Origin of the sequence: Tautonia rosea (genome assembly GCF_012958305.1) — a bacterium.
Classification (GTDB): Bacteria; Planctomycetota; Planctomycetia; order Isosphaerales; family Isosphaeraceae; genus Tautonia; species Tautonia rosea.
Map to the genome: position 1 here is coordinate 160,076 of NZ_JABBYO010000006.1, position 26,931 is coordinate 187,006.

Genomic DNA, 26,931 nt, shown 5'->3' on the forward strand with positions numbered 1-26,931 from the left:
ACTCCCCAGCCAGCCAGATGCGTCCCGGTACTCCCGTCGAAACGCTCGATCGAGGGGATCTTGATCGTCCTCACTCCAGCCATCGGTGCAGCGTGCTTCGGCTGATCCCGGTCGCTTGGCAAGCGGTCTCGATGTATGTGTCGGCTCGAAGCGCTTCGAGGAGAAGACGCACGCGCTCGGGATCGAGAACGGCTCATCGCATCTCCTTTCCACCCGAGGAGGCGCGGACCATCGCCAGGATGCCAGCCTTTACGGCTTCGGGTAGAGTCGGCCAAGCCCAGGCGATCTCGGCGAGATCAGGGGGGGATTGGGGGGGGACTGGACGGGAGGTGCATAACGAAGGAGTGGGAATTTCGATGACGGTTGGGGGGGATGATGGAGCAGCGGATCCGAGGGGTGATGAGCGGCATTCTGGCGGTGGCCGGGGTGGTGCATCTGATTGCTCCGAACGTCTTCAAGCCGGCGATGCCGCCGTATTTGCCTTGGCATCTGACGATCATTTATGTGACGGGGGTGCTGGAACTGGCGGCGGCGGTGGGGCTGTGGGTGCCTCGGCTCCGGAAGCTCACGGCGTGGTGCCTGGTGGCCTATTTCGTGGCGATTCTGCCGGCCCACGTGCATGTGGCCTGGAACGGGATCGAGATGTTTGGCATTCGAGACCCTGCCCTGCTGTGGGGGCGTTTGGTGTTTCAGGCGGTCTTCGTAGCCGCGGCCTATCGACTGACCTGGGAGGAGCAGCAGCGATGATCAGACCAGAGGACAAGGGACCGCGGTCCGGAGCCGCCTGGATGAAGGGGTGGCTGCTGGCCGCGGCAGCGTACAACCTGGTGTTCGGAGCTTGGGCGGTGCTCTTTCCGAGTGCCCTGTTTACCTGGGCCGGGATGGAGGCGCCGAATTATCCGGAACTGTGGCAGTGCATCGGGATGATCGTGGGGGTTTACGGCATTGGCTATGCCATTGCGGCGTTTGATCCGTATCGGCACTGGCCGATCGTGCTGGTGGGTTTCCTGGGCAAGGTGTTTGGGCCGATCGGGTTTGCTCAGGCGTTATGGCAGGGATCGCTCCCTTTGAAGTTTGGGGCGATCTTGCTCTCGAACGACCTGGTGTGGTGGATTCCCTTCGCATTGATTTTGTGGGGAGCATATCAGGACGGGATGCGAGGTCGGCGAGGGTTGGCCCGTTCGGAAGTGGTCGAGGCGACCTGAGTGCCTTCCCGGGTGGAAATTCATCATCGTTCTCCGTCTCTTCCCTCGAGAAATGTGAGTCCTCGGAACTTGGTCGGTTCGGTGGTAGGATGAGCGATTACGAGGGCTGAGCCCTGGGCCCGGGTCGGCCACCAGTGGCGAGGCGTGGTCTCTCCTTTCCGGCCCGACCGGCAACGATCGGGGAGCGGCGGACGATGACAAACCGACGACGATTCCTGGGAAGTGCGGCGTTTCTGGCCGCCTGCGGCGCACGGCTGGGAGGACGGGCCGAGGCCTCGGGTGACGAGGGCCCGGTGGCTCGCCCGAGCGAGGGGGACGTGCCGATTGTCGATACGCATGTGCATCTCTGGGATCTCGGCCGCTTTCGGTTGCCCTGGCTAGAGGGAGGCGGTCCCCTGGCCCGGAATTACCTGCCCGACGATTACCGGGAGGCCGCCGAAGGGTTGAACGTGGTCAAAGGGGTCTACATGGAGGTAGACGTCGACCCGGCGCAGCATGTGGCCGAGGCCGAGTACGTGGTCGATCTCTGCCGAGGAGGGGGCGAGCCGCTCGTCGGTGCCGTCATTGGCGGAAGGCCGGCGTCCGACGCGTTCGAAGCCTATCTCGATCACTTCAGGGACAGCCCGGAGGTCAAAGGGGTCCGTCAGGTGCTTCATGGTGGGGGCACGCCGCCGGGAACGTGCCTGGAGCCGGAGTTCATCCGAGGCATCCGGCTGCTCGGGGATCGGGGCTTGAGCTTCGACCTCTGTATGCGATCCGGAGAGCTGCGCGATGGAGCCCAGCTCGTGGATGCCTGTCAGGACACGTTCTTTATTCTCGACCACTGCGGGAATCCGAACGTCCAGGCGGCCGACCATTCCGCCTGGCGAGACGATCTGGCGAAGCTGGCCGAGCGAGAGAACGTGGTCTGCAAGGTTTCGGGGATTGTCGCCTCGGCCAACCCGGAGACCTGGACTCCGGATGACCTGGCTCCGATCATCACCCACGTCCTCGATTGCTTCGGCCCCGATCGCGTGGTTTTCGGAGGAGACTGGCCCGTCTGCACCCGAGCCGCCAGCCTTCGCCAGTGGACCGAGGCCCTGAAGGTCGTGGTCGCCGATCGCAGCCTGACCGATCGCAAGAAGTTGTTCCACGACAACGCGATAAGGGTCTATCGTCTGGTTGGTTGACCAGGACGTGCGACTCGGGATTACCTGGGGATCAGGCGAAGCCGCCGTGATCACGATTCAGAGTCCCTTGGAGAGGAATGGAGTCCTCTCCTGAGAACGTGGGCGTTTCCGTCATTTCTCGTCTGAAGCCCTTCGAAGGCACTTGGTGGTGGCACGTCTTCTGTCTCGATTGACAGAAAAAGGGGGTGATGCGGCTGTCTGCGCTCAGGAGTGTCGTGCGCGAGCTTCCGAAGACGAAGACACGGTGAACCGCGATTGGCTCACGAGCGAGGGCGGATCGGAGCTGGTGGCAACCCGACCAACTCCGAGATCGGAGTTGGGATTGTGAGAGAGGGATACGAGCGATGGACGAGCTGATCTGGATCCTGATCTTGCTGGTGATCATCGCTCTTGTAGGACACGGGATCTGGGTGGCAGTTCGTGCAATCGTCCGGGCGATCAGAAGGGCAATTGGCTCGGAGCGGTTGCAGCCGATCACGATCCCGCTGTGCCCGCAATGCGGAGAAGTCTGGGAGGTGCGGCCGAATGGTCGCGGCTGTCTCGTCTGCCAATGGCCGGACCCTCCAACTCCAGGGAATTCCCGACAGACCCGGGCGCTGGTCGGACGGCTCTTGAAGCGGCTTCGTCACTACCGAGAGGTTGGCTTGCTCTCAGCCGAGGACAGCGATCGCATCGCGCAGGGATTGATTGCCGAGTGGGAACAGCTTACGGAACCGTCGGCCGATGTTGCGAAAGCACCATCGACTGCCAAGACGCCCCGACCAATCGCTCCGGCTCCGATCGAGAGAAACGAGCCCGTTCCGGGGCCGATCGCGCCAGCCCAGCCAGAACTCCCTCTGGTGTCGGAAACGTCTCAGGAGGCGATCACTCCCCGACCAGATGTCGCAGCCCGCGTTCGGGCCTACCGCGAGGCGAAGCAGGTGGAGCCGGCGTCCGCTTCCGTGGCCGCATCCGAGGAGCCCGCAACGACGGAACGCAGGTCAAGCCTCGGCGGTTTGCTTGCGGCGTTCATGGAAGAGCGGAATATCCGATGGGGAGAGCTGGTCGGCGGCCTCTTGATCGTCGGCTGTTCGCTGGCGCTGGTGATCGGCTACTGGGACCGGATCGCCGAGCGGCCGATTCTCCGATTTGCGCTGGCGAATGGGGTGGTGGCGGCGTTCTTCGGGGTCGGTCGTCATGCCGATCGGCGGTGGGGCCTGGCGACGACGGCGGGGGGGTTGCTGGGGATCGCGACCTTGCTCGTACCGCTCAGCGTGCTGACGGTTGTGCTGGCCCGGGGTACGGACGGGATCGGATTTCCGTTGATTGTCGGAGAGCTGGTCGTACTCACAGGTTTTGCGGTGTTGATCGGAAAAGGGTCGCAGGCGATCCGGGCGTCGACTCCCTGGGCGACGGCGATGGGAGTGGTGGTACCGTCGGCGGCGATTCTGGCGGTCGGCTGGTGGGGGCGATCGGGCCTGGAGGGGATGTGGCTGCTGGTGATCGGGGCTCTGCCCTTGCTGGCTCATGCGGGGGCGACCCTCGGGGGGATGTTCGCGGAGCGTCGCACCCTGGAATTTGATGAGGCGTCGGCCGATCGTCTTTTTCGAACGCTCGGGCTGACGGCCTTCGCCGCGGCGGTGGCGATCGGGGCGTTGTTGCAACGGTCAGGATCGACCGTGAGCGTGCTGCGTCAACTGGCCGTACTGGCTCCGCTGGCCGGCATGCCGAGCCTGGCAGCGGGCCTGATGGGATGGAGACGGGCGTCATCGTCAATGGTCGTGCATCGGATCGCAGGTGGGTCGATCGCCGTGGCCGGGGCGTTGGTGATGCTTGGCGGCGTAGCTCTGGCCTGGCCCGAACCGGCGGGGATCACCGTGGTCGCCGCCGTCAATGCCGCGGTGCTGGTGGCAATCGCTCTGGCCTTCGACTTGCCTGCCGCTCTGGCGCTCGCGGGGGCCTCGCTCGCCCTGGCGGGGGTGGTGGTGACGCTGGTGATCACCGGCGAGTTGCCCTGGACCGGAGGCGAATCGGCGGAAATGGCGGCGGCGTTAACCTCTGCCGGAAGCGGTTCGGCCCTGGTGGGGATTGCCTTGCTGTTCGAGGCGGTGGTGGTGGGAGTCATTCGCCTCGGTCGGACCCTGGAAGCCCGGGCGATTGCCCTTGTCTCGGTTCTGGCCGGTTTGCTTGGGGTGGGGCTGGTGACGTGGCACGGCCTGGGAGTACCAGGCGATCCGACCGGCGCGACGTGGTCCTATGGTGCCCTGGCCATCGGGGCAATGCTCGGGGCGGTCGTGGCGTCTCGGATGCCCTCGGCGGGCGGTCTGGGCAGGGTCTCGGAGCCGGTCGCCCTGAGCTGGATCGGTTCGGGATTGATGCTCGCGGCTCTGGTTCAGGGGTTTGTCTTCCGGTACGGCGAGGCGTGGGGACTGGCGTTGCCCTGGTCGTCGAGCCTGCTCGGACACGCGACGATCGCCGCGCTGGTGCCGACGATGCTCGGTCGCCGATGGCGAGGAACCGGCGACTTTGGACTGATCGGGGGCGCTCTTGTGCGCTCCGCCCTCCTGACCTCGGTGGCTGTGGTGGTTCGCCTGGTCTGGCTCTTGCCGACGGCCGCGCCGATCGATCTGGCGGTGCAGCTGCTCTGGCTCTCGGGGGTCTGGGGAGTGCTGGCCTGGCGGTTTGTGTCGCCGGGAATGTTCTGGGCGTTCCAGGCGGCGATGGCCGGATCGGTTGGCTTCGCTGTGGCGTCTTGGATTGAAGGGCGTCCGTGGTTCGCGGATCAGCGTTCCTGGCTCGTCGATGAAACGACGCTCTGGCTCGATCCGCGCACCCTTCAGTCCGAGGGGATCGCTCTGGCCCTGTTCGCCCTGGGCTGGGTCGGCGTGCGAATCGGGATTCGAGCGGTGGCCGAGCGGTGGGCGAAGTCGGATCGCCTGGTCGCGCTCCGAAGGCTGATGGAGCCCTCCTGGCCAACGTTCGACCGACTGGCGCTCTGGAGTGCCGTGGGGGTGCTGGTCGGCCTGGCCGTGTACGGCGTGGTGCCGGGGGTGGCTCAAGAACTCTCACCGCGCATCTTTGCCGACTTCGCGGCATTTCAAGGAGGGTACGAGACGATCGAGGGACGGCTTGTGCCGGCGGCCCGGGCATTCGAACTTCCTGGGATCGCCCATGACGCGGCGCTTGGCCTGGGATCGTGGCTCTTGCTCGGATCGGTTCTGCTGACGCTCGTGCTCGGGCAGTGGGAGCGGTTCCGGAGGCTCGACCTGCTCGGGACGATGCTCGTGGCCTCGATGGCCGTCCCCCTGGTGGCGGGCCGCTGGGAAGGAGACGTGGCAGTGGCCTCGGCTCTGCGATGGGGAGGAGCGATGGCGTTGCTGGTGCTTTCGGTGCCGATCTGGGCTCGGGGGTGGCTGGGCTCGGTGGCTGATCGGATCGGCTGGCGGATCGAGCCAGAGCGGCTCGGTGGGCTCGGGCCAATGGCGATTGGTCTGGTGGTGGCGATTGCCGCCCTTCCTGTGATGGCGATGGCCTCGTTTGTCGCCAGCGCGGCCCTCTGGGTGCATCCGATCGATTCAGACCTGTCGGATCTGTGGGAGTTGGCCGGTGTGGTGTTCATCGTGCTGGCCCTGCTTGGGAGTTTGAGCCTTGCGATAGCCAGGATGTGGGAGTCGAAGGAGAAATCGGCCCGATCGGGGGTGATGCGGGTCGCCGGCGGCCTGATGATTGCGATGGGGGCCTTGGCGCTGGTGTCGGTGTCGGCCCTGGTGGTTGGCTCGGTGTTGAGGGGCGATCCCATTCTCGGCCCGTCGCCAGGGTCGTTCTTCGGACGGATTGGTCTGGCGGGGTCGTACGCGCCGCCGATCCTGCTGGTGGCCCTGACACTGGTCGGCTATGCGATTCGGGAGCGATCGTCAGAATTTGCTCTGGCCGGGGGCCTACTCTTGAGCTTCGGAGCGACGGTCGGTCTCTTGCTCTCAGGGACCGTGCCGACAGTGCCGAACGATCCAATGCTCTGGCTTCGGCTGGCGCAAATGAATGCGATTGTCGGTTCGGCGTATGCGATCGGTTGGATGGGGGCAGTTGAGGTCGGTCGGCGACGATGGAACCAGGAGCTGCCGGCGTCTGGAGGGACCGCGCTGGCGGTGCAGGTCGCCTTGCCAGTGGCGTTGATCGGGCTCGTGGTGCTGGTCGGTGGGTTCGGTTTGCTCGTCAAGCCGTTGCCAATGCCCGCTCGGGAGGCGATTGCCGATCCGGTCGGCTGGCTCGCCGTGCTCTTGACCCTCGGTGCGGTGTTCGGGAAGGCGAAGGGAGCTGCCCTGTCGTTCTCGATCGACCAGATCGCACCCGGGGCGCTGACGGTCGGTGCGCTGCTAGCCTTTGGAACGGCTCGGAGCGATGCGGGCAACTGGCTGACCTACCACGCAATGATGATCGTTCAGACAGTCACGGCCGGTGGACTGCTCCTGATCGCCTGGAATCGGCGCGGCTTGCGGGCGGCGGTGCCGCTCGAAGGTCGTGGCAAGGGAGTGACCCGCTGGACCGCGATTACGACCGGAGTGATCGTCCTGTTCGCTCTGCGAGCCTACGACAGCGACCCCCAACACCCGCTCTGGTGGACGGTCGGTGGCCTGGGTGCCTCGGTCGTGCTCTCTACGGCGTTGGCAGGATGGTCGGCGGGCAGAGGGTTTCTGTACGTGGCCGGACTCTTGCTGAACCTGGCAACCACGCTCTGGTGGTTCGAAGACTCGGGAGCCTGGCTCCGGGGATCAGTTCATGGATTTGTGATCATCAATGTGATTGCTCTGGCGCTGCCGGTGCCGCTCTGGCTTTTCATTGAGCTTTGGGCGATACGACCGGCCCGAGCACTCGAATGGCGTCGCGGGGTGGTCCCCTTTCACCGGTTCGCGGCCTGGAGCGCCGTGCTGGTGCTTGCTGTCATGGTGCTGTTCCATGTGCTGGGGGATGCGGGAGGCGGCTGGGACGGGCCGACGCTGGGCCTGGCCTGGCCGGTGACGATCGGCGTGGTGGGGATCGCCCTGGCGGCCGGGTTCTGGGATGAACGATCCCGGTCCGAGGTGGCCGGCCTCTACCTGCTCGGGCTCTGTGCAGCGGGTTGGTTCGTCGCGGGGTTCGATCTGCCCGGATCGATGCTCGCCTGGATCGGCGCGGTGATCCTGGCGGTGTACGCGGTGATCGCCGGGGCATTCTGGAGCGCCCGAACCGGCTTCCGACGCCTCGGCGACCGCCTGAGCGTGCCGCGATCCGACGAGCCTGGCGACCCGGACGCTGGTCTCGGCTGGCTCATTCCGGCGAATATTACGCTGTCGGCGGTGGTGGTGGGGCTCGCCTTCGGGGTCGTCGTCACCAATCCGGATCTCGTGCCACGATTCTCCGCAGGGAAGGCGGCCTTGGCGACGGCGTTGGCGGTGGGTTTGCTGGCGAGGGGAGAACGGCGATCGATCGTCCGGGCCACGGCACTCGGGTTCGGCTCGGCGGGGGCGGTGGCCTGGGGATGGGCCTGGATCGATCCCGGTTCGGCCACGGTCGTGCTCGATCGAGGCGTCGCCGTGATGGTCGCCTTGCTGGCGACAGCCACCGGATACGGGGTCGGGCTGGTCAAGCTCGCCCCCCAAGCCGTTCACTGGGCAAGAGCCGCCCAACGCCTGGTGGCGCCCTTGCTGGGCCTGGCGGCGGTGGCCCTGTTTGTGGTGATCGCCGGAGAGCTGTTCGCGAAGCTTCAAGGGTCGGCCGTGGCGATCTCGGCCCCGGGGCTCGTGGCCGTCGCGGTGACGCTGCTGGGGGCAGTGGTCGCAAGCCTGATCGCGGCGATCGTCCCCGGTCGCGACCCCCTGGGGCTTCCTGAGTCTCGGAGGACGGTTTACGTCTACGGGGCGGAAGGGTTGCTTGCCCTGCTGGCCTTGCACCTGGGACTGACGATGCCCTGGCTGTTCACGGGCATCTTTGCCCGCTACTGGCCGTTGATCGTGATCGGCCTGGCGTTCACCGGGGTGGGCCTGGGAGAGCTGTTCCGACGCCAGGGGAGGCTTGTGCTGGCTGACCCCCTGGAGCGCACCGGGGCGGTCTTGCCCGTCTTGCCGTTGCTCGGCGCTTTCTGGTTGGAGCCGACGCCGGGAGAGGACACGGTTTTCTTTGTCCTGGCCGGTGGCGTGTATGCGGCGCTCGCCCTCTTGCGGTCGTCGATCGGTTTCGGAGCCGTAGCAGCCCTGGCGTTCAACGCGGGGCTCTGGACGGTTCTCGGCCGTCGCGAGGGATTCGGATTGCTGGAGCACCCGCAATTCTGGATCGTCCCGCCGGCGCTCTGTGTGCTGGTCGGGGCGTATCTGAGCCGCGATCGACTCAGCGCGGCGCAATCGGCCTCGGTGCGGCATGTGGCGGCGGGGGCCGTGTATCTCTCCTCGACGGCCGACCTGATCCTCAATGGCGTGGCGCAGGACCCGTGGCTCCCTCTGGTCCTGGGTGGCTTGTCGTTGCTCGGCATCTTCGCCGGGATCGCGCTTCGGGTCCGGGGGTTCCTGTTCCTGGGCCTGGCGTTTTTGGGATTGTCGATCTTCGCCATGATCTGGTACGCCGCGGTTGATCTGCGTCAGACCTGGATCTGGGCCGCCAGCGGGATCGTGGCCGGGATTCTCATCCTCGCGGCCTTCGCCCTGTTCGAGAAGCGGAGGCGAGACGTAATGGAGGTCGTTGAACGCCTCAAAGGCTGGGAAGCGTAACGCGTCTGGTGTGATCGGAGCGGTGGAGGCGCTGGTGCGATCTCCTCCGCTCCGATGTCCTGCCGCGTTGCTCCCTGACGCTCATCACGGTTAAACTTGGGTTTGACATGGGAACGTTTCCCAAGCTCGCCCGAAGTCAGTGGTGAGTCGACGCGATTGGCGTGCTCTGGACCGAGTCGCCACTTAATCCACCTTCTCGCGATGGAGAGAACGCCGCCATGCCCGTTCGATGGTGCGTTGCGATCGTCTCGGTGGCCTCGGCCCTGCTTTCGGCCTCGGTTGGGGCGGCGGCCCTCATGGATGAGACTCGCGAAGCACCTTCGGTGAGCTTCGAGCGTGACGTTCGCCCGATCCTCCGCGAGCATTGCATTCACTGTCACGGCGAGGAAGAACGTCCGAAGGCAGGGCTCGACCTCCGCTTCGTCCGTACGATGATCGACGGCGGCCTGACCGGCGAGGCAATCGTGCCCGGCGACCGCGACGGTAGCTTCCTCTGGCATCGGGTCGAGGCCGACGAGATGCCCCCCGGAGACGCCAAGCTCTCTGCCGATCAGAAAGCCACCCTCGCCGCGTGGATCGACGCCGGGGCGCCAACTCTCCGCCCCGAACCGGAGGAGATTCCACCGCCCGGCACCGTGATCCTCTCCGAGGAAGACACCGACTTCTGGTCTTTCAAGCCGATTGAGCGTCCCGAGCCCCCCGCAGTCGCTCACAACGATCGCGTCCGGTCGCCGATCGACGCCTTCCTGCTTGATCGGCTCGAAGCCGAAGGGCTTGGGTTCGCTCCCGAGGCCGATCGCGCAACCTTGATTCGTCGCCTGAGCCTCGACCTGACGGGCTTGCCGCCGACTCCCGAGGAGGTGGATGACTTCCTCCGCGACAAGGCGCCCGACGCCTCCGATCGCCTGGTCGATCGCCTGCTCGCCAGTCCCCACTACGGCGAGCGCTGGGCGCAGCACTGGCTCGACGTGATCCGATGGGCCGAGACCTGGGGCTTTGAGACGAATTCCGCTCGGCCGAACGCCTGGCCGTATCGCGACTGGGTGATCGAGGCGTTCAACTCCGATTTGCCCTACGACCAGTTTGTCTTCGAGCAGCTTGCCGGCGATACCATCGGCATCGACGCTGCCACCGGGTTCCTCGTGGCCGGACCGGCCAACCTGCCGGGGCAGATCGGTAAGGATGAGGAGTCGATGCGGCAAGCTCGCCAGGACGAGCTAGACGAATCGGTCCGGACCGTCGGCGAGGCGTTCCTCGGGCTAACGGTCGGCTGCGCCCGCTGCCACAATCATAAGTTCGATCCCATCACCCAGCGCGATTATTACACCTTTCAGGCCGTCTTTTCCGGGCTCCGCTACGCAGATCGTCGCTTCCGAGGCCCTGAAAACGATCGCTGGATGGCCCAGGCCTCTGAGATTGGCGAGACGGTCGCGCGGCTCCGTGAGGAACTCGACGCGGAGCGATCGTCGCTCGGCCTACAACCGTCGGTCACCCCTGAGTCGCACGAGGAGCGTTTCGAGCCGATCGAGGCCACGGCCCTCCGGATCGCCGTTGCAGCTACCCATAACGGCGGTCGAGCGTCGCTCGAAGAACTGGAGGCCTGGTCGGCCGAGACTGAATCGGTCAACGTTGCCCTGGCCGATCGAGGCGGGAGGGCATCGGCGTCCAGCTTCGCCCTGGAAAACCAGACGCGGCACCCTGACAACCTGATCGACGGCAGGTCCATTGCCGAGGGGTATTTTCCCTGGATCGCCGAGCGTTCTGGACCGGCCTGGGCTCAGATTGATCTGCCCGAGGCGGTGACGATTGACCGCATTGTCTGGCGACGTGGGTTCGACGGCTTCCCGGTCTCCTATGAAATCGAGGTGCGCAGCCCTGATGGTTCCTGGATCACGGTTGCTGACACGAGCACCCGGATGCTCCATGAGGAGGACCGCCGCGCCGCCGCCGACATCACCATCGACGGCCTTTCGCCTGAGGAGGTCGAACGCCTCGTCTCCCTCGTGGCGAAGATTCGCGAGGGGAGGGCCGAACAGGGGAGACTGGCCGCCGGCCCCCAGGTCTTTGCCGGGAGCTTCGTCGCACCGGAGCCAACGTATTTACTCCGCCGGGGCGATCCGATGCAACGTCAGGAGGAGGTGGAGCCGAATACCCCCACCGTGCTTGGCTCACTTGAACTCTCGACCGATGCGGAAGATCGTCAGCGCCGCGAGGCCCTCGCTCGGCATCTGACGAGCCCCGATCACCCGTTGACGGCCCGAGTAATGGTCAACCGCATCTGGCAACATCATTTTGGCACTGGCCTGGTGTCTTCTCCCTCCGACTTCGGCCGGATGGGAGAACCGCCTTCGCATCCGGAATTGCTCGACTGGCTGGCCGATGAATTTATTCAGAGCGGCTGGTCCGTGAAACATCTGCACCGCATCATCCTCTCGTCGAGTGCCTTTCGTCAGGAGAGCACCCCTCGGGACAATGCGCTCGCGATCGACGCCGATGCTCGCCTCCTCTGGCGCTTCCCTCCCCGACGCCTGGAAGGAGAGGCGATCCGCGATGCAATCCTGCTCGTAAGCGGTTCGTTGAATCGAGAGATGACCGGACTTGGATTCGACTTCTTCAATCAACGGGGAGGGCTGTCGGACTACATCCCCGTCGATCATGACGATCCCTCCGGCTGGCGTCGGATGATTTACGCGATCAAGATCCGGATGCAGGCGGTTGATGTCTTCGGCCCGTTCGACTGCCCCGACGCCGGCCAGATGACGCCGAAGCGAACGCAGTCGATCACGCCAATCCAGTCCCTGAGCCTCTGGAACAGCACCTTCGTCATGCGGCAGGCCGGTCGCTTCGCGGATCGAGTCCGGGCTGAAGTCGGGGCGGACCTCGCCGATCAGATCGATCGGGCCGTCCAGCTCGCGCTGAGTCGACCCCCGACCGAGCTCGAGGCAGAGCAACTCCTGTCGCTCGGCCAGGAACACGGCCTGGATCAGGTCTGTCGCGTGCTCTTGAACACCAACGCGTTTTTGCTCATCGATTGATTTCTGCAGGATGAGCGTCTTGCCCCTCGTGAGCGTCGCCATGCCCGAACTCCGACCGTCACTCAGCGGCCTCCGCTTGCTCGATCGACGCAGCTTCCTCTCCAGAACATTCGACGGACTCGGCGGGATCGCGATGGCTGCGATGCTTGCGCAAGACCGTCTGCTCGCCGCCAGTGAGTCTGCTGACCGCCCCCAGATCGACCCGAGACGCCCCCACGCTCCTCGCCCTTCGCACTTCGAGCCGCAGGCGAAGAACGTCATCGTCGTGTTCGTGGCAGGGGCTCTCAGTCACGTCGATACGTTTGATTACAAGCCGGATTTGATCCGGTACGACGGTAAGCCGATGCCGGGCAACGAGCGGCTCGTCTCGTTTCAGGGAGAAAACGGAAATCTGACTGCGCCGCTCTGGAAATTCCGGCCTCGCGGACAGTCGGGCAAGATGACCTCCGACCTCTTGCCGCATTTGGGGGAGCTGGCCGACGACCTCTGCTTCCTCCACGCCCTGACCACGAAGTCGAACACGCACGGGCCGGGCGAGAATGTCATGTCCACTGGGTTTACGACGGAAGGGTTTCCGTCGATGGGCTCGTGGCTCACCTATGCACTGGGCAGCGAAAACCAGGAACTCCCTGCATTTGTCGCCATCGAGGATCCTCGCGGGATGCCCCAGTCCGGCCCGAACAACTGGGCCAACGGCTTCCTTCCCGCCGCCTTTCAGGGAACCCCCTTCAGCACGACCAAGCCGGTCAGCCATCTTGCTCGCCCGAACGACGTGTCGGTTGAGACCGACACTGCCGCACGTGATGCCCTGCTGGCCCTGAACCGCGACCACGCCCAGCAGTACCCCGGCGACGAGTCGCTTGCCGCTCGCATTGCCAGTTACGAGCTTGCCGCCCGCATGCAGCTTTCGGTGCCCGAGACGACCGCCGTGGAGAACGAGCCGGCCCATATCCTCCGCCTCTATGGGGCCGATGACCCCGAGCCGACCAAGGCCGCCTTCGCCCGCAATTGCATCCTGGCCCGTCGCCTGGTCGAGCGTGGGGTTCGATTTGTTCAATTATTTAATGGAGCGTATGCGTCGGGAGGCAACCTGAACTGGGACGGGCACAGTCAGCTTAAGGAACAATACGATCGGCATGGAGCGATCCTCGATCAGCCGGTGGCTGGTTTGATCCGCGACCTGAAACAACGGGGCTTGCTCGAATCAACGCTCGTCGTCTTCTGCACCGAGTTCGGACGCATGCCGATGTTTCAGCTCGGCACCTACGGCCGCGATCATAACCCGTTCGGCTTCAGCTGCTGGCTCGCCGGGGCCGGAGTGCGTGCCCCCTTCACTTACGGTGCAACGGATCCGTTTGGCTTCAAGGCCGAGCAGAACGTGACGACTGTCCACGACTTTCACGCCACGATCCTTCACTTGCTCGGGCTCGACCACACTCGGTTGACTTATTACCACAACGGCATCGAACGCCGTTTGACCGATGTGCACGGCAACCTCATCACGCCAATCCTCGCCTGATTGTTCCGGACGCGTGCAAGTTAACCTAAGAACTCCCGATTCCGAACGTAATCAGGGGGAGTACCGATCCCAACTCGACGCGTAAGGAGGTCTGTGATGCTTGGGTGCTTCTTGCTGGCAATCGTCTGTGGTTTGGAACCGGAGGACGAGCCGATGGATGCAGTCGTCCGGGGGAACTCGCAGTTTGCGCTCGACCTTTACGGTCAACTTGCCCAGGAGCCGGGCAACCTGTTTTTCTCGCCCTACAGCATCTCGTCGGCGCTGGCAATGACCCTCGGAGGTGCCGCAGGCGAAACGGCTGATCAAATGGCCGACGTTTTGCACCTCACGCTGCCTTCGGACGTCTTGCATCCTGCCTTCGGCGTGCTCAACACCCGATTGCTCGATACCGATGACGACGCAGGGTATCAACTCAATGTTGCCAACCGAATCTGGGGTCAGCAAGGCTACGGATTCGTTCCTGGCTACCTTGCGTTGACCCGAGATGCGTATGGCGCTCAGTTGCAAACCGTCGATTTCGCCAGGGCCACTGAGGCGGCCCGTGACCAGATCAACTCCTGGGTCGAAGACCAAACGAAGGGCAAGATCTCGAACCTCATCCCTCCCGGTGTGCTGGATTCTCTGACCCGCCTTGTCCTCACCAACGCCATCCACTTCAAGGGAGACTGGGCGACCCCGTTCCCTGAATCGGCGACCCGCGACGCACCCTTTTTCCTCTCGGGTGAGGACGAAGTCATGGTCCCCTTGATGAACCGTCGCGGTTCCTACCGTTATGGTGAGGGCGAGGATCTGAAGATCCTTGAACTCCCTTATGGGAAGGGCGATCTGTCCATGGTCGTTTTCTTGCCCGATGCGAGGGATGGACTCGATGAGCTGGAGGCGAAGCTCAACGCCGAGCAGATTGACCTCTGGATCGCCAGTCTTCATCGTCAGGAGGTCGCGGTCTCGCTGCCCCGCTTCTCGCTCAACTCGCAATTCACACTGAACCAGGCATTGAGTCAGCTCGGCATGACCTTGCCGTTCCAACCGAGCCAGGCGGATTTCTCTGGCATGGATGGCAGCCGAGAGCTGTACATCACAGCCGCCATTCACAAGGCATTTGTCGACGTAAACGAGGAAGGCACCGAGGCCGCCGCGGCCACCGGCATCGTTGTGGGTGTGCGATCTGCCCTGCCGAGCGAGCCCAAGGTTTTCCGAGCCGATCATCCGTTCCTGTTCTTGATCCGCGACACGCGCACCGGCAGCATTCTCTTTCTCGGTCGTCTGTCGAATCCGGAGGCCTAACCTCCTGCAATTGTCCGCCGTGGACCTCGTTCCGCTCGTACGCTAGGATGAGCGTTCATCGTGTGTTGAACATCCTGGCCCTCGGGTGGAGCGTCTCGCGATGATGCCAGCCGGTTCGGATCGTGTGTCGGCCCGAAGTCAGCGAGGGAGGCGATGGGCCAGGCTGTTGGTCGTGGTCTCCCTCGTGTTGCTTGCGCCTGCCTTACGCGTTGACGCACGAGACGACGCAACCCGAAATGCGTTCTTTGAAGAGAAGATCCGCCCTGCCCTGGTCCTTCACTGTGCCGAGTGCCACGGCGCGGCCAAGCAGGCCGGTGGCCTCCGAGTTGATTGGCGCGAAGGATTGCGCGAAGGGGGGTACTCCGGTCCCGCGATCGAGCCCGGCAATCCTGACGAGAGTCTGCTCTTGCTCGTCATGGAACATGCTGAGCCGGGCCTCGAAATGCCGAGGAAAGCCCCAAAGCTTTCCGATGAGATTCTCCGTGACTTCCGCACCTGGATTCTCGAAGGTGCCTACGATCCAAGAGCATCCCTCCCCTCTCCCGAGGAATCTGCCGAGGACGAGTGGTCGATCAAGCTGGTTGAGCGGCGCTCGTGGTGGAGTCTTCAACCCGTCATTCAACCAACCGTTCCCCAACCTGACGACCCCTTATGGTCCAGAGGCCCGGTCGATCGCTTTATCCTCGATCGCCTGCTCCATGAAGGGCTACGCCCAGCGGACCCGGCCGAGCCTGCTGTTCTGGCTCGTCGCCTGGCGTTTGTCCTCACGGGGATTCCTCCCGACGAGGAGTCGCTCCAGGCATTTCTCGACGATCCTTCCCCGATCGCCTATGAACGGCTCGTGGATCGATTGCTCGAATCGCCTCACTTCGGCGAGCGTTGGGCGAGGCACTGGATGGACGTCGTCCGCTACGGAGACACCTACGGATACGAGTGGGATATCCCCGCAAAAGGGGCATGGCGCTACCGCGATTATCTCATCCGAGCCTTCAATGAAGATGTTCCTTTTGATCAGATTGTGCGGGAGCACATTGCCGGCGACCTGCTGGAGAACCCCCGGACGGATACGGTCAATGGCATTGTGGAATCACTCGCCGGTCCAATGTTCTTCCAGCTCGGCGAGAAACGTCACGGCGACAGCGCCGAGTTCGATGGCATTCATCAGGAAATGCTGAATAATAAGGTCGACGCGTTTTCCAAGGCATTTCTCGGTCTCACGGTCAGCTGCGCCCGCTGTCACGATCACAAGCTCGACGCGATCTCCCAGCGTGATTATCACGCGTTGGCCGGCGTGTTCATGAGTTCTCGCTGGGTTTCCCGAACTCTCGATACGCCTGAACGTAATGCCGAGGTCCTGATCGAACTCCGCCGCCTGAAGGCTCCATTACGTGATGCTTTGGCCGATTGGTGGCAATCCCAAGCGGCCGGATGGGATGACACCCTAATCGCCTCGACCGATTCCTCAGATCCCTCCAACCCCTGGGCAGTCGCAGTGCAGAACGCAGGAGAGGAGCGAACACTCGAGCATCCTCTCTATCCATGGATCACCCTGATGAACGCGGTGCAAGAAGGGGCCGATCTGGCCTCGGGCTGGGAGGAACTTGCATTACGATATGCTCAGGAACGCGAGAAGCGCATTCAAGAGAATGCTTCGTCGTTTACCCTGGTCGCCGACTTTTCCAACGGTGTCCCGCCCGGATGGTCGGTCGAAGGGGAGGGACTTCGTGACGGACCGGTTCGCTCGGGTGACTTCATTGTGGCGCTGGAGGGTGAGGCAATCCTCAATGCCATCCTGCCGGCCGGATTGTTCACACATGCCCTTTCTCCCCGATTGAACGGCGCGTTGCGGTCGCCGTTCCTCAATACGTTGCCTGCTCCCTGGTTGCACTGGGAGTCGTGTGGCGGTGAGTTTTCTGCCGAGCGAACGGTGGTCGATAACGCCTTCCTCACCGAGCGTCAGATGTATCTGGCCCGCAGTGCTCCTGCCTGGTCGGGCTACCCCCCCTTCCCTGAATTCTCAGGGCGTCGGGTTTATCGCGAGCTGGCCACGAAAACCAGCAACCCGAACTTCCCTCCCCGTGTCGGCCTGGGTGGCCCGTGTTCCGAGGAACAGGCCGCCGATCCGAAAAGTTGGTTCGGAGTCACACGGGCCGTGGTGAGCGCTGACGCCGGTACCCCTCAGGATGAGCTTGGGCGGTTCGCCCCTTTGTTTGACCATCCTACGCCACACTCGCTTACCGATCTTGCACAGGCGTATCAGCAATGGTTGAAGGCCTCACTCGATCGCTGGGCCGCTGACCAGGCAACTGACGACGACTCCATCCTTCTCAACTGGCTCCTCGATCACGGACTGCTTCCGAACCGTCTTTCCGATAAATCTTCCCCAGCACTTCAATTACTTGTCGAGACGTATCGAACAACCGAACGCGAGCTACTGGAACCGCAGACCATCAACGGGATGGCTGACTTTGATGAAGGAATCAACGATCGAATCAACATTCGCGGAGACTACGCGCAACTCGGCCCGGCTGTGCCCAGAGGCTTCCTGGAAGTGCTCTCCGCCAAAGCCGTCGATGCGGCGTTTCGCTCCGTTGCAAGCGGCCGCCGCGAACTTGCTGATCGGGTCGCCTCGCCCGACAACCCGCTGACCGCACGGGTTTACGTCAACCGTCTCTGGCAATGGGTTTTCGGGGTTGGCCTGGTCGGGTCTCCCAACGATTTTGGCAAACTCGGTGATCCTCCCTCACATCCGGAATTGCTCGACTGGCTGGCTGCTCGGCTGGTGGATGAAGGATGGTCAACCAAGCGAATCGTCCGCGAACTGGTCCTGAGTGCGACATTCAGGCAAAGCAGTTTGGCCATTTCAGGGTCTGCGGAGATCGACCCCGCCAACCGCCTGCTTGCCCATTACCCGCTTCGTAGGCTTGATGCGGAGTCGATCCGAGATGCCATCCTCGTCGCTTCCGGCCAGCTTGATTCCAGGATATACGGGGTTCCGATCAATCCGCATCGCTCAAGTGAAGATCCTTCGAAACGCTTGTACTCCGGTCCGGTCAATGGTGCCAATCGCCGATCGCTCTATACCAAGTTGACAGTGATGGAACCGCCTCGATTCCTGGCGTTGTTCAATCAGCCGCCACCGAAAATTCCGACTGGTAGGCGCGACGTGACGAACATCCCAGCCCAGGCGCTCGCATTGCTGAATGATCCTTTCGTCACGGATCAGGCGGCCTCGTGGGGGAAGCGTGTCGCCGCTCACCCGGCCGATTCGATCGCAGATCAATTATCAGTGATGTTCAGGGATGCCCTGGGACGAACTCCAAACTCGGCTGAACAGGAGCGATGGTCGAATCTGGTCAACGACCTGGCCAGCGAATGGTCGATCACTCCCGAAGACATCCTCACCTCGTCCGAGATCTGGGCAAACGTTGCCCATACGCTGTTCAATACCAAGGAATTTCTTTACCTTCGCTGACCCGTCGCGACCTGAGCTGAGGCCTTAGCCATGACCACCCAAGAACGACGGGAACTCCAAGATCTTCCTCCTCTCTGCTTGCCGAGCCGACGTGATTGGCTGCGAACCTCGTCGTGCGGATTCGGGATGCTGGCCCTCACCGGACTTCTCTCAGAGGAGGCACGCGGAGCCGACTTCGGACCAACGCCAAGGGCGAGAAATGTCATCTTCTGTTTCATGGACGGCGGTCCAAGCCACGTTGATACCTTCGACCCGAAGCCCGCACTGTCGCGGTTTCAAGGGCAGTCGATTGGCGAGCAAGCCGTCTCCAAGAAGTCGCAATCGGCAGCGTCGCGTGTTTGGATGGGAAGTCCGTGGCGGTTCCGGCGGCGCGGTGAAGCGGGACTGTGGGTCAGTGATCTTCTGCCATACCTTGCCGACTGCGCCGATGACCTCTGCGTCGTTCGATCACTCGAAGGCGAGCAACCACTGCACGGGCAACAAAGCTTGCTGCTGCACACCGGTCGAGTGACGGGCCAGGCTCCGAGTTTCGGCTCCTGGGTTTCGTATGGTCTGGCTGGGGAACGTTCCGATTTACCAGGTTATGTGCTTCTCAATAATGATTGGATTCCGAATGGTGGTTTCGAGAATTTTGCTCCGGCCTACTTGCCGGCCTCTCACGGCGCGACGATGATCCGATCGCGCGGTGTCCCAGTGGATGGGATTGTGCCGAGCGACTCGGTTTCCGTTCAGCGCCGCAAGCTCGACCTGCTCGCCGAGCAAGATGAGACCTTCGCTCGTCTCTTGACGGAAGGTCACGTGATCGAATCCGCCATCACGAACTACGAAACCGCGTTTCGGATGCAGACGTCAATCCCCGAAGTGGCCGATGTCTCGGGAGAATCAGAAGAAACCCGGCGGCTTTATGGACTGGACCGGCCAGACGATCACCAGCGCTTCTACGCCTTGCAATGCCTCCGGGCGCGTCGGCTCGTCGAGCGAGGCGTGCGGTTTGTCGAGATCACCTGCCCACTGACGCATCCGAACAATTCCCCCTGGGATCAGCATGGCGAACTGAAAAAGTATCATACCGAGAATGCGTTGATCTCCGATCAGCCGATCGCGGCCTTGATTGTCGACTTGAAACGTCGCGGGTTACTTGATTCGACGATCGTCGTCTGGGCCGGTGAGATGGGGCGAACCCCGCACACTCCGGCCATCTCCGAGCGCGCCGGGCGCGATCATCATGTGGATGGCTACTCGATTTTCCTGGCCGGCGGCGGTTTCCGGGGTGGGTTTGCCTTCGGCCAGACCGATGACTTCGGCAACCGAGTCGTCGAACATCCGCTGACGATCCACGACATTCACGCCACGATCCTCCACCAGCTAGGGCTCGATCATGAGCAATTGACCTTCCGCCACGGTGGGCGAGACCAGCGTCTGACCGACGTGCATGGGCACATCGTTCGCGACCTGATCGACTCGTTCGCTCCGCGACCTGACCGATTGGGCTGATGAGAACTCACTACGGATCAAGGGACTGATCTTGGCTCGATCCTTGCCGACGGGAGGAGCCTCGGCCTAGAATCCCCCCATCAAGGGAGGGATGAGTTTCATGTATCGTGTTGCCCGAGAAATCGACTTTTGCTACGGCCACCGTTTGCTCAATTACGAGGGCAAATGCCGCCATCTCCACGGTCACAATGGGAAGGCCGTGATCATCCTGGAATCGGAATCGCTCGATCATCGAGGCATGCTGGTTGATTTCAGCGACATCAAGCAGCACGTTCAGCGCTGGATTGACGATCACCTCGACCACACGATGCTCTTGCATCGCGACGACCCCATCGTGCCCATGCTTCATGAGCGGGGTGAGCGTTTCTTTACCATGGAAGACAACCCGACGGCCGAGAACATCGCCCGGCTCATTTTTGACAAGGCGAAAGAAGCTGGATTGCCTGTGGTCGAGGTGACGCTCTGGGAAACTCCTCGCTGTCACGCCACGTACGGAGAATAAATGCAAGCGGACCGCCTTCGTTCGAAGACGGCCCGATTAGAACAGGAGCCTGGCTGACCAGAGGTCAAGGTCGTTGCTCAGCCAGTCGTCATTGAGTGACGATCAATGCTCGTGACCGTGAGCAGACTCGACGACATTGGCCCGGGAACCAGCCTCGTAAGGATACACAACGTCTTTGATGTACCACTGACGTTGACCCTCATAATCCGCCCCTTCGACACGGAAAAGGGCAAACTGGACGGCCGGAAACTCGTCGGTTTCCGGTCCATCGAGCATGACTCGGACGAAGGCGTAAGGCGTAATTCCTGAGAAGCCTCGGCCTTCGATTTCGTCGAAGTGGATATGCTGATTGCCACTGGCCAAGCGCTGACTGATCGAACGGATCGCGCTGAGTCGAGTGTCGGGGCCGCCCATCTCCTGCTCGGGGGTGTTCTCAATGTCGCTCATCAAGCCCTGAGGAGTCATCTGAGCTCGAACCTGGGGATGCTGGCCTAACCAGAAGGCATCGGCCATTCCCTTGGATTCCAGAGCCTCGACCAACTGGGTGGAATAGTCGCGGGCCTGGCGAGAGATGATCGAATGCTGAACAGTGGAAAGCGTCGGGGCCGCAAGGCCGGAAATCAGGCCCAGTGTGATGCCGAGATTGGCTAATCCGGTCCCAGTGACCAGGTCTGGATACCTTCGAATCGCCCGTTGAGCGGCCGCCCCGCAGACGATGGCAGCGATCGAAGCGACCACAAAACTCAGGCTGGCGAAGCTTACGAGAGAAATGAGACCGAGCACCAGGCTGGCAACAGCCCAGGTACTAATTGCCCGATACGTGGGCAACTCATTCTCGATGGGAGAATCGGACCACGATGGGGCCGTCGAGGAAGCGGCTTTCGGTTCGGTGGCCACGTCGAGGGCTCCTGCGAATGCGATCATCTGCCCGAAGAGCGGGCCGGATGCGGGGGCGGGCCGAAAGAATGAACGACAAGACAGCACCGATCGCGGAACGCATGGCGACCCACGATCGAGACGTTGGTTTACCAGGCTAATCGGCAAATCCTCGCGGCGTCAAGCGGTGGGACGGTCCCAAGGGACTCCGCACAGGTTCCGTTCCCATTACGACAGACCAAACGGATTGGTTCGCTGCGGAAGCATGGACAGAAACCACATGCCGATCCAGATCAGACCCAGCAACCACCCGGTCACACTGGTCCATGTCCAGCTCCAGGGAAGCCGGCCAGTACGCCATCCCCCAACCATCACGGCCAGAACCACAGGCCCGAGAATCTCCGGACCGATTGGAGCAGCCCAGTCGAGCTCGCGAACATTTCCCTGAATTAATGCCGAGAGATCGAAGGCCCAGAGGAGCAGGCCGCCAACAATCCAGATCAACTCGCCAACAGTTCCATCCTCAGAGCCCCGGCGCCAGAGTAAGAACGGCCCCACCATGGCGAGGCAGCCAGCCAAGGTCGAGAGACTGGCAAGCAACTCTCGCGGTGGCCAGGAGAGTTCGTGACGTTCGACCAGCAACATCATCCCATAACCGATGGCGAGCAGCACCAAGGTTGCGCTGAGCAGTGGGGACGAGGCGCCCTGGGTTGATGACACGGAGGCGGCAGACCCGGAGTTCCGCGAGGCGGCGCGTTTTGAGGGCATCGGGAGGATCCGGAGATCGAGGAAAGGCCGGTGTCAGATCGTCGCGACAGCAAGTGCGGGCGCCGACCCGTTCCGGCACACGTCGCGACATAATCCTTCCCATCGGTTTCCGGGCCGGACGATCATGAGTCGACCCGGCCCGGCGCTTCTCAGGTTGCGCCGATCAGTACAGCGAGACGGATCCCAGAGCCGCGTGCGATTCACCAACCTCGATCGGATCGGCCGTCACGAGCGGTTGCGGAGCAGGTGTCTTGATGACCAAATCCTCCAGATCATACTGGGTCGGATTGAGCACAACCTCTTCCCCTTCGTCCAGGCCTCCGGTGATTTGAAGCATGTCAATCGTTCCCGGACGGACTTCAACGCGCCGACATTCAAGACCTCCGTCACTGGCGACATAGCAGAAGGAGTTGCCCTTTTCGAATGCGAGCGCCTCGGATGGGACCACCAGGGCATCGACCCGGCGATCCGTCTCGATCTCCACCTCAGCTTCCATCTTGGGCATCAGGCCGGGCATGGAGACGGTTTCGATGATCGCTCGGTAGTCCTTGACATCATCCTTGAAAAAGCTCATGCGATTGGTGACTGGCAATCGTTCGACCTTGATCACCCGGCCCGGCAAGATCATTTCAGGGAACGCAGTGATTCGGACCGTAGCCGGCATGTCCTTGCGAACTCGTTCAACGATCGTCTCGTTCAGTGTTACCTCGACCTGCATCGAGTTCAGGTTCGGGAGATAGAAGAGATCCATGTTTTCCCGAACTTCCACACCGGGGGCAAGTGGCACGTCTCGCCTGCGATCTGTGGCGTAGATGACGTATCCGTCGTGCGGGGCACGGATGGTGCAGTTGGCAAGCTGTTCCTTGTAGGTTTCAAGCCGTTCTAACTGACGCTCGTGCCGACGGCGATAATAAATCGCAGTGGAGAGACGCTGATCAACTTGCGTTTCAAGCGACTGGGTCATCTTCGGGACGGTGTATTTTAGGTAATTTGCGTAAGCCAGTCGAACCCGGTCGAGCGCGATCTGGTCGCTCAGAAAGAGTTGCTTTTCCTGTTCGTACCGAGACTGGGAGATGTAACCGAGAGGAAGCATTTTCTCTGACCATGCAAGCCGATCTTGCTGCCGCTTAAATTGAGCCTCGGCCAGCTTGACCTGACCTTCATACTCCTGAATCTGCTGGATGCGGAGCCCGTCAATGTACTCGGTCAGCGAGATCTGGGCGGTTTGCAGGTCCAGTTCGACTTGCTCCAACTGCGCCGCAGACTTTTGAACTTCGATCTCCTTCTGCCGGATCATCTCCTCGTACTCGCTCCCGTCAATCTGGCAGAGGATATCCCCCTTCTTCACCACCGAGCCTTCGGGAATGAGATCGATAATGACAGAACGGCCACTGGTGGAGATGCGGCTTCCACCGGCGTTTCGCTCACTCATTTCTTCCAGTTCGCACTCGATCAGCGTGTTTTCGGAGCTGTTGAGCTCCCCGCTGGCGACCACGGTCACGGAAAGGTCTTGGCGAACCACGGGGACCCGGGTAATCCCTTCAGGGATCGCCCGAGCGTCGCTCGACCAGGAGGCCGAGGGGAGCAGGACAGCCGCACTGGCAGCCATGCCGGCCATGACCAGCATTGCGGCGAGCCAGGAAAGCCCTCGCTTCGACGTTCGGGTTTTCATGGGATCGTTCCTCATTCAAACAGGAGGGAGGCGGGAAGGCAGGTCGTCGTCAGCCCGAGTGGCTTCTGAGCTGAGCAAAGGCAGGAAGTCAGGAGGGTGTTTGGATCGGCTTTTAGACCGAACCAAGCGTCGAGCGACTCGTCCCGTTGTTGACCTACTTGGAGGGAAAATCAAGGGTTTCGAGTCAACGGTGCAAGGTTGATACCGAGAACTCGAGCGAGCTTGCGAGGCTCCAGTACCATCGGCCGAAACAATGCGGAAGGTTTGACCGCGTCTTACAACCAAGGATCCTGGTGGGCCGATTGTACAACAATCGCTCAATCGCGGCAACTTCGAGATCACCCGTCTGGTTCCGTCGACCATTTCCGTTGTCGCAAAGGTCGTCTATAACGAGTTATAGAACAGAATTGCCGCTCGGCTAGAGATACAAGGACTAAGCTCGTGAATCTCCGGATCCTTGCCAGAATCAGCGTTTTTTCGCTGCTGGTCGTTGCCTTCGGCGCTCAGGTCTCCCTGGGAGGCACCGCTGTGGTCGAGCCTTCGGCGGCCGATCGCGGCCGCGAGGCGTTGACGTCCCGGAGCTTTTTGAAGCCCGAATGGAGTCTCGAAATCTACGAGAGGGTCGCCAGCCTCTGGGAAGATAAGGCTCCCGACCCCAACACCGATCCCGAACGCTATGCGCTCGCCTTCGCCCGCCGCTACGGCCTCCATCCAGCCCCCTTCCCCAATGATGGGCTGCCGATGGGCTTGAAACGGTCGACCGACCCGACCACCGGCCGCCAGGGATTGCAGGTCGATTGCCTGGTCTGTCACGGCGGTTCGATTGGCGGCCAGAGCTTCGTGGGCCTGGGCAACTCGCAGCTTGACATGATCGGCCTCTACCAGGACTTTTTTCAGGCCGACGGCCGACCGATCTTCTTCACCGGTTTTACGGTCAACACGGTGCGAGGGGCGGTCAACGCTGGGCAGATGGCCGCTGTCTTGATCAGCCTACGCAAGCCCGACCTCTCTCGTCGCCTGATTCCGGTTCTCCACGGCTCAAAGTTCCCCGAGACCGACGTGCCCGCCTGGTGGAACATCAAGTACAAGGAGACGACCTACTACGACGGCCGCACCGACGCCCGATCGGTCCGATCGAACATGCAGTTCATGCTCGGCGAGAAGTCTCGCGAGCAGTTTGAGGAACTGGAGCCGACCTTCGCCGACATCCTCGCCTATCTCAACAGCATCGAGGCTCCGGAGTATCCCTTTCCGATCGATGCCGAGCTGGCCGTGAGGGGCCGCTCGATCTTTGAGAATCAGTGCGCCAAGTGTCACGGCACTTACGTCGATGAGCCTTCCTACCCGAACTTAATCATCGAGCTTGACCGCATCGGCACCGATCCGGTTCGGGCCCTAGCCCCCTCCGACCTCCTGGTCTCGCACTACAATTCCACCTGGTTCGCCGAGGAATATCCGGTCGATGAATTGATGACGGGGTACCAGGCCCCTCCGCTGGAAGGAGTCTGGGCGACCGCACCGTATCTGCACAACGGGTCGATCCCGACCCTGGAGCATCTCCTCGACTCCTCCTCACGTCCCGATCGCTTTCGACGTCCGCCCTCGACCGATTTCGAGCACTACGATACCGATCGCGTGGGCTGGCGCGTTGAGGTTCTTGAGCCTGTCTCTGCTGAAGCCGCCAAACGAGATCGTGATCGCTCCATCTTCGACACGTCACGCTATGGGCTTGGCAACCAGGGTCACACCTTTGGCGACGCCCTCAGCCCCGACGAACGCCGGGCCGTCATTGAGTACCTCAAGACCCTTTGATCATCAATCGCGCTCGATCCCGTCAGCCGCCACGAAATCGTCGGCTGACGGGATCGAGTTCCTGAGCGACGTGCCCGCGCAGCGCCCCGTCAGTCACTTGATCGGCGAATCAATCCGTCTGCCGCCTTCGTTCGGGCTGCTGGACGTCGGGCGGGGTGTCCGTTTGCAGCCGATCGGCCACAGACTCGGCATCGCGGAGAACTCGAAGGGCATTTCCGCCGAGGATCTTGCCAACGTCTTCGGCCGAATATCCCCGACGCAGGAGTTCCTCGGTCAGCTTCGGGTAGGTCGAAACGTCTTCCAGGCCGACTGGCACCCGGTTAATGCCGTCGTAGTCGCCACCGATGCCCACATGATCGATCCCGGCGACCTTGACGATATGGTCGATGTGGTCGGCCACGAGTGCCACATCGCCTCGCAATTCATCCTCATGTTCGTCGAGCCATTGGCGAAGCGCGCTGCGGTAAGCGTCATCGTCGTCCGGGAATTCGTTTCGGAACCGCGATCGAGCCTCAGCCAGCCGCTCCGAGGCGTTCGGCACGAGGAAGCCGGGGTAGAAGTTCACCATGATCACGCCACCGTTTTCGGGTATCCGACGGAGGATCGCGTCGGGGACATTTCTCGGGTGGGGGGCGATTGCATAGGCACTGGAATGGCTGGCAATGATCGGCGCGGCTGAGACACGGAGGCAATCGTCCATCGTTGCCTCGGAGACATGGGAGATATCGACCAGCATCCCCAGACGGTTCATTTCGCGGACGACGCGCTCGCCGAACTCGGAGAGGCCGCCGCTGATCGGCTCATCGGTGGCCGCATCGGCCCAGGAAAGGCTGGAATTGTGCGTCAAGGTCATGTACCGCACCCCCAGCCTCGCGAAGTTGCGCAAGAGGGAAAGGTCTTCCTCGATCGCCACTCCTCCTTCGATCCCGAGCAACGAGGCGATCCGACCCGAGGCCACGATCCGCTCGACATCGTCCGCCGTCCGGGCGAGTTCGAAGGCGTCGGGATAGCGATCGATCATCCGGTAGACGATGTCGATCTGTTGCAAGACCGTCTGAGACGGGTTCGGCTGCTCACTTGGAATGTAGACCGACCAGAACTGTGCATCGACCCCCCCTTCGCGCAGGCGAGGGATGTCTGTATGACCCGAATCGAGCCGTCGGCCGATGTCGAGCCGATCGAAGCCCACGTCCCCGTCACCTCGAAGCCTCCAGGGGAGGTCGTTATGGCCGTCGATCAGGATTGCCTCGGCATGGATCCTCGCGGCACTTGGAGTCACGGCCGGGTCAGGGTCTTCGGCCGATTCGGCCGAGGTTACAAGAAGCAGGGCCGCGACCATTGCCGAGGCCGATCGAATCCGAGGCAGTGCGCGCATCACGAAATTCCTCTGTCCATCGTTTGAGT

At 62.4% G+C, this 26,931-nt stretch carries 15 protein-coding genes; 11 read left to right on the forward strand and 4 right to left on the reverse strand.

Features of this window, described 5'->3' with window-relative positions; genetic code table 11:
* Nucleotides 1–399 precede the first annotated feature (399 nt).
* The 10 genes from HG800_RS12360 (at nucleotide 400) to HG800_RS12405 (ending at nucleotide 20,399) form a co-directional block, all read left to right on the forward strand.
* Complete coding sequence (locus HG800_RS12360; RefSeq protein ID WP_169976940.1) at nucleotides 400–747, forward strand: DoxX family protein; 348 nt, start codon at nucleotides 400–402, stop codon at nucleotides 745–747.
* A complete protein-coding gene (locus HG800_RS12365; RefSeq protein ID WP_206352244.1) occupies nucleotides 744–1,205 on the forward strand; it encodes an alkyl hydroperoxide reductase in 462 nt (153 codons plus the stop codon). Before HG800_RS12360 ends, HG800_RS12365 begins: the two co-directional genes overlap by 4 nt.
* A 194-nt stretch (nucleotides 1,206–1,399) precedes the next feature.
* On the forward strand, nucleotides 1,400–2,374 hold the full coding sequence (locus tag HG800_RS12370) for an amidohydrolase family protein (protein ID WP_169976941.1): 975 nt from the start codon (nucleotides 1,400–1,402) through the stop codon (nucleotides 2,372–2,374).
* A gap of 344 nt (nucleotides 2,375–2,718) precedes the next feature.
* Complete coding sequence (locus HG800_RS12375; protein WP_169976942.1) at nucleotides 2,719–9,090, forward strand: hypothetical protein; 6,372 nt, start codon at nucleotides 2,719–2,721, stop codon at nucleotides 9,088–9,090.
* Nucleotides 9,091–9,308: 218 nt separating this feature from the next.
* Entirely contained in the window at nucleotides 9,309–12,125 is a 2,817-nt protein-coding gene (locus HG800_RS12380) for a DUF1553 domain-containing protein (protein ID WP_169976943.1), read from the forward strand.
* A 40-nt stretch (nucleotides 12,126–12,165) separates the two neighbouring features.
* Nucleotides 12,166–13,644, forward strand: a complete 1,479-nt coding sequence (locus tag HG800_RS12385; RefSeq protein WP_169977152.1) for a DUF1501 domain-containing protein — start codon at nucleotides 12,166–12,168, stop codon at nucleotides 13,642–13,644.
* Nucleotides 13,645–13,740: 96 nt separating this feature from the next.
* A complete protein-coding gene (locus HG800_RS12390; RefSeq protein ID WP_169976944.1) occupies nucleotides 13,741–14,928 on the forward strand; it encodes a serpin family protein in 1,188 nt (395 codons plus the stop codon).
* Nucleotides 14,929–15,028: 100 nt separating this feature from the next.
* Nucleotides 15,029–18,403 carry a PSD1 and planctomycete cytochrome C domain-containing protein gene (locus HG800_RS12395; protein ID WP_169976945.1) on the forward strand — a complete coding sequence of 1,125 codons (3,375 nt, stop codon included), beginning with the start codon at nucleotides 15,029–15,031 and terminating at the stop codon, nucleotides 18,401–18,403.
* Nucleotides 18,404–18,529: 126 nt separating this feature from the next.
* Entirely contained in the window at nucleotides 18,530–19,897 is a 1,368-nt protein-coding gene (locus HG800_RS12400; protein ID WP_206352245.1) for a DUF1501 domain-containing protein, read from the forward strand.
* Nucleotides 19,898–19,997: 100 nt separating this feature from the next.
* Nucleotides 19,998–20,399 (forward strand): 6-pyruvoyl trahydropterin synthase family protein, encoded by a 402-nt coding sequence (locus HG800_RS12405; protein WP_169976947.1) that lies wholly within the window; start codon nucleotides 19,998–20,000, stop codon nucleotides 20,397–20,399.
* Between the two features lie 102 nt (nucleotides 20,400–20,501).
* On the opposite strand, the gene HG800_RS12410 is transcribed toward HG800_RS12405, so the two are convergent.
* The 3 genes from HG800_RS12410 to HG800_RS12420 all read right to left on the reverse strand — a co-directional run bounded on the left by HG800_RS12410 (nucleotide 20,502) and on the right by HG800_RS12420 (nucleotide 23,715).
* The gene (locus HG800_RS12410) at nucleotides 20,502–21,296 is read right to left on the reverse strand and encodes a DUF4190 domain-containing protein (RefSeq protein ID WP_169976948.1); all 795 of its coding nucleotides are present in this window, start codon (nucleotides 21,294–21,296) and stop codon (nucleotides 20,502–20,504) included.
* Nucleotides 21,297–21,503: 207 nt separating this feature from the next.
* Nucleotides 21,504–22,043 (reverse strand): hypothetical protein, encoded by a 540-nt coding sequence (locus HG800_RS12415; protein WP_169976949.1) that lies wholly within the window; start codon nucleotides 22,041–22,043, stop codon nucleotides 21,504–21,506.
* 163 nt (nucleotides 22,044–22,206) lie between these two features.
* Nucleotides 22,207–23,715 carry an efflux RND transporter periplasmic adaptor subunit gene (locus HG800_RS12420; RefSeq protein WP_169976950.1) on the reverse strand — a complete coding sequence of 503 codons (1,509 nt, stop codon included), beginning with the start codon at nucleotides 23,713–23,715 and terminating at the stop codon, nucleotides 22,207–22,209.
* A gap of 441 nt (nucleotides 23,716–24,156) precedes the next feature.
* Here HG800_RS12420 and HG800_RS28220 point away from each other — a divergent pair, with 441 nt between their 5' ends.
* A complete protein-coding gene (locus HG800_RS28220; protein ID WP_169976951.1) occupies nucleotides 24,157–25,527 on the forward strand; it encodes a c-type cytochrome in 1,371 nt (456 codons plus the stop codon).
* Between the two features lie 109 nt (nucleotides 25,528–25,636).
* Here HG800_RS28220 and HG800_RS12430 read toward each other — a convergent pair whose 3' ends face one another.
* A complete protein-coding gene (locus tag HG800_RS12430; protein ID WP_206352246.1) occupies nucleotides 25,637–26,902 on the reverse strand; it encodes a dipeptidase in 1,266 nt (421 codons plus the stop codon).
* Between the last annotated feature and the right edge of the window lie 29 nt (nucleotides 26,903–26,931).